This is a genomic window from Bradyrhizobium sp. 23AC (genome assembly GCF_054863025.1).
Genome location: NZ_JAVAYN010000347.1, coordinates 1 through 202, shown reverse-complemented (window position 1 = coordinate 202; position 202 = coordinate 1). Strand labels below are relative to the sequence as shown.

General features: G+C 65.3%; 1 pseudogene. It reads left to right on the top strand.

Annotation, left to right across the window (positions count from 1 at the left end):
* Positions 1-202, top strand: a pseudogene (locus RAD10_RS42700) (IS481 family transposase); the annotation flags it as partial.

Genomic DNA, 202 nt, shown 5'->3' with positions numbered 1-202 from the left:
GATGGCCAGGCGGTGCCGGTGCCGTCGACGGTGCACCAGATCCTGTGTCGGAACGGCAAAGTCAAACCGAGCGAGAGTGCGCCCCCCAATCCAGGGCATCGCTTCGAGAAGGAAGCTCCCAACCCGCTGTGGCAGATGGACTTCAAGGGTCACCTGCCGCTCGCCAACGGGACGCGATGCCATCCGCTGACCGTCGTCGACG